This window comes from Halalkaliarchaeum sp. AArc-GB (assembly GCF_031432225.1).
GTDB lineage: Archaea > Halobacteriota > Halobacteria > Halobacteriales > Haloferacaceae > Halalkaliarchaeum.
Genome location: NZ_JAVKGM010000004.1, coordinates 184,231 through 190,230, shown reverse-complemented (window position 1 = coordinate 190,230; position 6,000 = coordinate 184,231). Strand labels below are relative to the sequence as shown.

Annotated in this window: 7 protein-coding genes; 2 read left to right on the top strand and 5 right to left on the bottom strand. The window is 62.6% G+C overall.

Annotated elements, in window-relative coordinates; genetic code table 11:
• Positions 1-109: 109 nt before the first annotated feature.
• Both RH858_RS06740 and RH858_RS06735 read left to right on the top strand, forming a co-directional pair.
• Entirely contained in the window at positions 110-415 is a 306-nt protein-coding gene (locus tag RH858_RS06740) for a DUF6516 family protein (protein WP_259534375.1), read from the top strand.
• A 23-nt stretch (positions 416-438) separates the two neighbouring features.
• Positions 439-846 (top strand): transcriptional regulator, encoded by a 408-nt coding sequence (locus RH858_RS06735; RefSeq protein ID WP_310561401.1) that lies wholly within the window; start codon positions 439-441, stop codon positions 844-846.
• A gap of 20 nt (positions 847-866) precedes the next feature.
• On the opposite strand, the gene RH858_RS06730 is transcribed toward RH858_RS06735, so the two are convergent.
• From RH858_RS06730 to RH858_RS06710, 5 genes are all read right to left on the bottom strand, one after another.
• Positions 867-1,565, bottom strand: coding sequence for a hypothetical protein (locus RH858_RS06730; RefSeq protein WP_310561400.1), 699 nt, complete (start codon positions 1,563-1,565; stop codon positions 867-869).
• A gap of 76 nt (positions 1,566-1,641) precedes the next feature.
• A complete protein-coding gene (locus RH858_RS06725; protein ID WP_310561399.1) occupies positions 1,642-2,262 on the bottom strand; it encodes an archaellin/type IV pilin N-terminal domain-containing protein in 621 nt (206 codons plus the stop codon).
• 2 nt (positions 2,263-2,264) lie between these two features.
• Entirely contained in the window at positions 2,265-2,849 is a 585-nt protein-coding gene (locus tag RH858_RS06720; protein WP_310561408.1) for an archaellin/type IV pilin N-terminal domain-containing protein, read from the bottom strand.
• Between the two features lie 338 nt (positions 2,850-3,187).
• Positions 3,188-3,469 (bottom strand): hypothetical protein, encoded by a 282-nt coding sequence (locus RH858_RS06715; RefSeq protein WP_259534379.1) that lies wholly within the window; start codon positions 3,467-3,469, stop codon positions 3,188-3,190.
• A gap of 310 nt (positions 3,470-3,779) precedes the next feature.
• Entirely contained in the window at positions 3,780-5,954 is a 2,175-nt protein-coding gene (locus tag RH858_RS06710) for an ATP-binding protein (protein WP_310561398.1), read from the bottom strand.
• Positions 5,955-6,000: the final 46 nt, after the last annotated feature.

Below are 6,000 nucleotides of genomic sequence, written 5' to 3'. Positions count from 1 at the left end.
ATAGAATTAATCGTCACGAAACCGTGGGTGTGCAGGGAGAGCTTCGCGCGAGGGTATGTGGAAACGTCCATACGTTTATGGGTATGGAGAAGACAACATAGGTTGTTGGATGGCGTCTTACACCACCATCGCAGACTGGCAAGCTGTCGAAGCCGGTTACGTCGTCGACGTCACCATCCGGAAAACTGAAGACGAGACGTATCCGAGCGGATGGAACTACAGTCTCCATCTCGGGAAAATCGGTGGGGACACCGTTCTTCGATACGATAACGCTCACGAACGGGTGAAGGGTCACGAGCGTCACACCAGGGAGAGCGTCGAAACCATCGAATTTCCGGGGATGCTATCACTGTATCATCGATTCAAAAGAGAATGTGAAGAGTTGTCCCCTGTAACGTGGGACTGGCAGGAGTAGGACGTCTCCAGGAGGAACACACCATGGCCACGCTCAAAATCACCGTCGGCGAACGAGACCGTCTCGATCAGCGAACGCAGCGTCGTATCGAGGCTGTCCAGGAAGGAAACGAACTCGAGGACACACAGCCAGTGCTGAACTTCGACACGTATGCGGAACTCAGTCGCCTCTTGAGTCCCAAGAACCTGGAGCTGCTGGAGGCGATATCCGCACACGAACCGGAGAGTATCCGCCACGCTGCCGAACTGGTGGATCGGGACTACAAGCAGGTCCATCGAAACCTCTCCGAACTCGAAGATCTCGGGGTCATCGAATTCGAGGGAGGCGGACCCGGGAAGGCGAAGAAACCGATCCTGGCCTACGACGCCCTCGAAATCGACATTCCGTTCGCCAGTCGGAACGATCCCAACGCCGGCGCCGCCGCACCCTAACAGTCCGGTTCCGCCTGTCGCTATCGGTCGTCGCGTCCGTTCCCTCCACCGGCTTTATTACCCCGACCATCCCCCTCGATCCGGAGCCCGCCGTGGGCTTCAGCCACGGCGAGCAGGTCGGCGATGGGGTCGTCAGGCGAGAGGTCGTGGCGTTCGACGTACCGCAGCAGCGTCCCCGGGGGGTACTGGACGGGCGTTTCGGCGGCCGCAAGCAGGATTCCAAGCGCCTCCGGCGGCGGGGCGTCCTCGCCGACGTTGCGGACGAACCACGTCACCAGGGTGTCGAAGGTGGCGGTGACGTCGTTCGAGACCATTCGGTGGCGGACGACGTCGTCTTCGGTCGACAGCGTCGCGTCGAAGCCGTAGCCGAAGCCGTCGTTTGTAAACGAGGCCGCCAGCCACCGGCTCACGTCGCCGGCGGTGACCTCCTGCCGTCGGGGGTCGGACCGGGAGCGGTTCCGGGTTGTGTTTCTCGCGTCGCCTGTCCCGTCGTCCGCGTCATTCCCGTCGTCGAGGTCGTCGAGTCCTTCCGGGGGCACGTTCGGCGGGTCGTCGCTGGCGGAGACGACGTAGCGCCCCTCGTCGAGCTCCTCGACCCGTTTGTCCTCGCTGAAGTCGAGGTCGTCCGGGTCGAACGCGGGCCCTTCCTTCTCGTCGGCGTCGGGAGGAATTTTGGCGATGTCCTCCGGATCGAGGGGGGACTCGTCGTCGTCACTCATCGGCGGGGGTTCGCGGTGAAAACGAATAGGTGTTTGGGCGAGTGATACGGTTCGAAGAGGTCAGCGACCGTCTCGGCTAGAGGATCACCGCGGATCCGGGATCGCCGAACAGGTCCGGGGCGTTGAGCGTTTCCGAAGTCGTTGCAGACGACGGAGCGACGATGTCTAGCTGCGCCTGATCACCCTGTCCGAAGTTTTCTACGGCGCTGCCGCCTTCCTGCGGATTGATGATCAACGTGAAACGATCATTGTCGACGACTGCTTCCGAGGGATCTGTGACCCAGGCGCCGTCAGGATCCTTGATCCCAAATTCGCTGGGTCCAAGCTGATCGACTCCAGTAGCATCCGTGTTGGCTACCAGATTATCTTGACCGTTCGGCCCCACAATCTGAATCGTCGTCTCGTTGAGGTCGATCTGATCGGCACCGGCTGCAGTGGTAACGCTCACGTTGATCGAGTTCAGCTGATCGTCGTCGGGTGTTTCGTTAACAACTCCCACCGAACTCACTACGTCGAGCCGATCACTAACCTGGGAGGTACTCTCTTGACCCGTTGCCTCTGCCTGCGTCTGGAGGAAGCCAGCGGTGTTGATCAACACGCCGGCGGCGATCGCGGCGACCAGCACCATCGCGATGAACACGATGAGCGTGCCGATCCCCACCTGACCGCGCTCTTCCTCTTGCATGAATTCGAACATTGTTATAGCCTCACTGAATTGTCTTCCTGGGTAAGCGTGGTCGGGATCCGAATCTCTATCTGAGTTGTAGCTCCTGCGTCCGTGGTGAACGTGACAGTGAGCCGTTCTCCCTCACCGAGAGTTCCATATATGCCATCATTGGTCGTGTCTAGATTGAGCGTAATCTCGGCTCGATCACTGCTATCGGTGAGGACTGCGTTATCTACACCAAGTATGTCCTCGATATTAGCAGGGTTATCTGTACTAGAATCAATTTCGAAGACTTCCTGTCCTTGTTCTCCAATGAGTTCGACGGTTGTCTGGTTGAGGTCAATTGCACCAGCGCCGGGCGCTTTCGCAACAACGAATGTCAACTCATCTACGGTATCGCCGGCGGTGACATTACCCGACTGACTCACGATCTGAAGCCGCTCGCTAACCTGACTTGTACTCTCTTCACCCGTTGCCTCTGCTTGCGTCTGCAGGAAGCCGGCAGTGTTGATCAACACGCCGGCGGCGATCGCGGCGACCAGCACCATCGCGATGAACACGATGAGCGTGCCGATCCCCACCTGACCGCGCTCTTCCTCTTGCATGAACTCGAACATTGTTTTCGTTCGGCCCGCGGCGTTCTCCCCCGCGGACTTACTCGAAACGAGCATCAAGGAAGTGTTAAAAGCCCCGTCCAAAATATCTCTCCTGATAAGAACGCGCTGTCTTGCGATTTTGGTGGGGTTTCACCCCAAAAACCACCGGTTTTTGAGCCGATTCTTTGCTTCTGGTTTTCAGCGGTGAAAATCAGCGACCCCTTCGAAACGAATTCGTCCCGATTTCTCGCGCGAGAGCGCCCGAAACCGGAGAAATCCCGGGTTCTGGTCCGTTTAATCGGTTGTTTATCGGGGTGGAGGGACGGCGACACGGGGGCGGCTCGAGAGGGCGGCGCTCGTCACTCGTGAACGATCAGGCTGTACACGACGAAGGTGAATCCGGAGGCGGTCAACCCGCTGTTGACCAGCAGTAACGACCGAACGCTTTCGAAATCGGTGACAAAGGCGCTTATCGTAGTCGCAATCGCCGCGCCCACGACCAGCGTGAACCCGATCGAGAGGTGGACCATCGACTGTCGGTGTGTCTGGGCGTACGCCCGGATAGCGAGCCAGACCATGGCCAGGCCCGCCGCGACGAGCGCCGCCGTGGTGGCCAGATACAGGCCTTCCACGAGTTGCATATCTACCCGTCGCTCCACCGACCCAATAAATCTCAGGGCCCATCTATCACGTCCGATAACGAACGATCGATGGGCTTTCGATCTGTAATGTGTCGTTAATAGTGCGTTTAATAAGCAATAGTCTTTCTATTTTAAGGCCTGTCAAATCGGTTTTTCATTCTACTTAAACCCCAGATATAAGGCGGTTTTTTTCTCAAAACGGATTATTCGTCCCCCGAGATAGTATTGTATACTTAACACACGTTAAAAGAACGGGAGTCGAAACGTCATTTACCGGCTGACCCAGAGGCGATACACTACGGCAAGACGACTACCGATCCCGGTGGACCGATTCCGCGGCGTCAGTGACGCGCTCGGCCGACAGCTCCGCGAGGGGAATCCGCCGACCGCCGGTTTCGGTCTCGATCACGTCGACCAGCCCGGTTCCCCGCCCGGTCCCCCGTCCGTTTCCGGATTCCTCGCTTGCGTCGACGACCAGCGTGTCGACATCGGCCTCGGCGAGCCCCCGCGCGGCCTCCCGAGTCCGGGCGGTCGGGCTGCCGTCGGCGACGTTCGCCCGGCCGTCGGTGACCACCACGACCAGGCCGGCGTCGGCGTCCGATCTGGCGACCAGCCGCCGGGCGGCATCGAGCCCCGACGGCAGGGGGGTTCGGTCGCCGGTCGGCAGTTCCTTGAGGTGCCTGGCGGCGAGGGTGACACTGTCGGTCGGCGGCAGGAGGACCTCGCTCTCCTCTCCCGCGACGGCCACGAACGCCACCCGATCGCGGTGCTCGTAGGCGTCCTGTAGCATCGACAGCACCACCCCTTTGGCGTCGCGCATCGCGGCGCGCATCGAGGCGCTCGCGTCGACGACGAACACCACGAGCGTCCCCGCGGTGCCGCTCTTCACGGAGGTTTTTAAGTCCCGCTCCGTCGGGGTGGTCCGCCCCTCGGCGGCGGCGGCCCGGATCGAGGCGGCGGCGTCGACGGCGTCGTCTTCGCCCGCGGGTTCGGTTCGCACCCGCGCCCCTCGGGCATCCGTCGACTCCGACACCCGGGCACGGGTACCGTCCCGGACCCGGGCGGTTTCGGCGGTCGGCTCGACACCGTCCGGTCGGTCGGCCCCTCCGATCTCCGCCCGGGCCTCGCCGGGGACGATCGGCGTCGCCTCCTCGGTTTCGTCCGACTCGCCGTCGTCGTCGCCGTCCGGATCGTCGTGACCGTCTTCGTCGACACTGCCTTCGGTAGCCTCGTCGCCAGTTGGTGCTTCCTCCGTGAACCCTTCACCGACGTCGGGGGACGATCCCTCTCCACCCGCCGGGTCGCCGCCGTTGTCGCCGCCGTCGCCGTCGGCCGCCCCATCGCAGTCGTCGCTTTCATCCGGCCCCGTGCGTTCCCCCTCACTTCCACCGTCACCGCTCTCCGATCCGTCGCCGCTCTCCGATCCCTCACCGCTCTCCGATCCCTCACCACTCTCCGATCCGTCGCCGCCCTCGTCGTCCCCGTCGAAGTGATCCTCGAGTACGTCGTCGACGTCGGGATCGTCCTCGAACGGTCGACTCTGTAGTCGGTGGGGGAGCGCGAGCCGAGCCGCCTCCCGCAGGTCGGGTTCGATCACCTTCCCCCGGTCGTCGAGCGCGGCGAGCGTCCGGGCTGTGTGGGCGATCGCGATGTCCCCCCGGTGGCCGTCGACACCGGCGTCCCGACAGAGTTCGGCGATCTCGCGTTTGAATCCCTCGGGTACGGACACGTCGTCGAGTCGATCGCGCGCGCCGAGCAGACGCTCCCGCTCGGCGTGGGTCCCCTCGCGGTAGTCACCCTCGAACTCTTCGGGCGCGGCGTCCCGCGAGAGCGCCCGATCGATGATCTCGACCCGGGCGTCGACGTCGCGACAGCCCGTCACCGTCGCCTGGAGCGCGAACCGGTCTCGGAGCTGTGGCCGGAGGCTCCCCTCCTCGGGATTCATCGTCCCGATCAGGGTGAACTCCGCCGGATGCGTGAGGCTCACGCCGTCCCGCTCGACCCGGTTGACGCCGCTTTCTGCGGCGTCCAAGAGCACGTCGACCAGGTGATCCTCGAGCAGGTTCACCTCGTCGACGTACAGGATGCCGCGGTTGGCCCGCGCCAGCAGGCCTGGATCGAACTCCGCCTCGCCCTCGAGCGCGTCCGCCACCGACAGGGTCCCGACGACGCGCTCGCGGGTCGCTCCGAGCGGCAGCGTGACGAGCGGGATCGCCCTCGTCTCCACCGGCGGATCCTCGCGCGTCCGGCAGGACCCACACTGGCGCGCGGAGTCGTCGGGCGGACAGCCGTACGGGCAGTCCGCGACCGCGCGTTGCTCGGGAAGCAGGTCCACGAGCCCCCTGACGGCTGTCGACTTCGCGGTCCCTTTCTCGCCGCGGATCAACAGTCCGTCCAGCGCGTCGTTGGCCGCGACGGCCAGAAGCGCTCGCTTCAACTCCTCTTGCCCGACGATCGCGGGGAACGGCGTCCGGTGGTGAGCCATGTCGATATGAAATCTTATTTGTAGTACCTAAATAATGCTTTACTAA

What these genes read in the sequence shown, in the direction of transcription:
- RH858_RS06725 (WP_310561399.1), bottom strand. Translation starts at nt 2,262, where the DNA reads ATGTTCGAATTCATGCAAGAGGAAGAGCGCGGTCAGGTGGGGATCGGC.
- RH858_RS06730 (WP_310561400.1), bottom strand. Translation starts at nt 1,565, where the DNA reads ATGAGTGACGACGACGAGTCCCCCCTCGATCCGGAGGACATCGCCAAA.
- RH858_RS06710 (WP_310561398.1), bottom strand. Translation starts at nt 5,954, where the DNA reads ATGGCTCACCACCGGACGCCGTTCCCCGCGATCGTCGGGCAAGAGGAG.
- RH858_RS06735 (WP_310561401.1), top strand. Translation starts at nt 439, where the DNA reads ATGGCCACGCTCAAAATCACCGTCGGCGAACGAGACCGTCTCGATCAG.
- RH858_RS06740 (WP_259534375.1), top strand. Translation starts at nt 110, where the DNA reads ATGGCGTCTTACACCACCATCGCAGACTGGCAAGCTGTCGAAGCCGGT.
- RH858_RS06720 (WP_310561408.1), bottom strand. Translation starts at nt 2,849, where the DNA reads ATGTTCGAGTTCATGCAAGAGGAAGAGCGCGGTCAGGTGGGGATCGGC.
- RH858_RS06715 (WP_259534379.1), bottom strand. Translation starts at nt 3,469, where the DNA reads ATGCAACTCGTGGAAGGCCTGTATCTGGCCACCACGGCGGCGCTCGTC.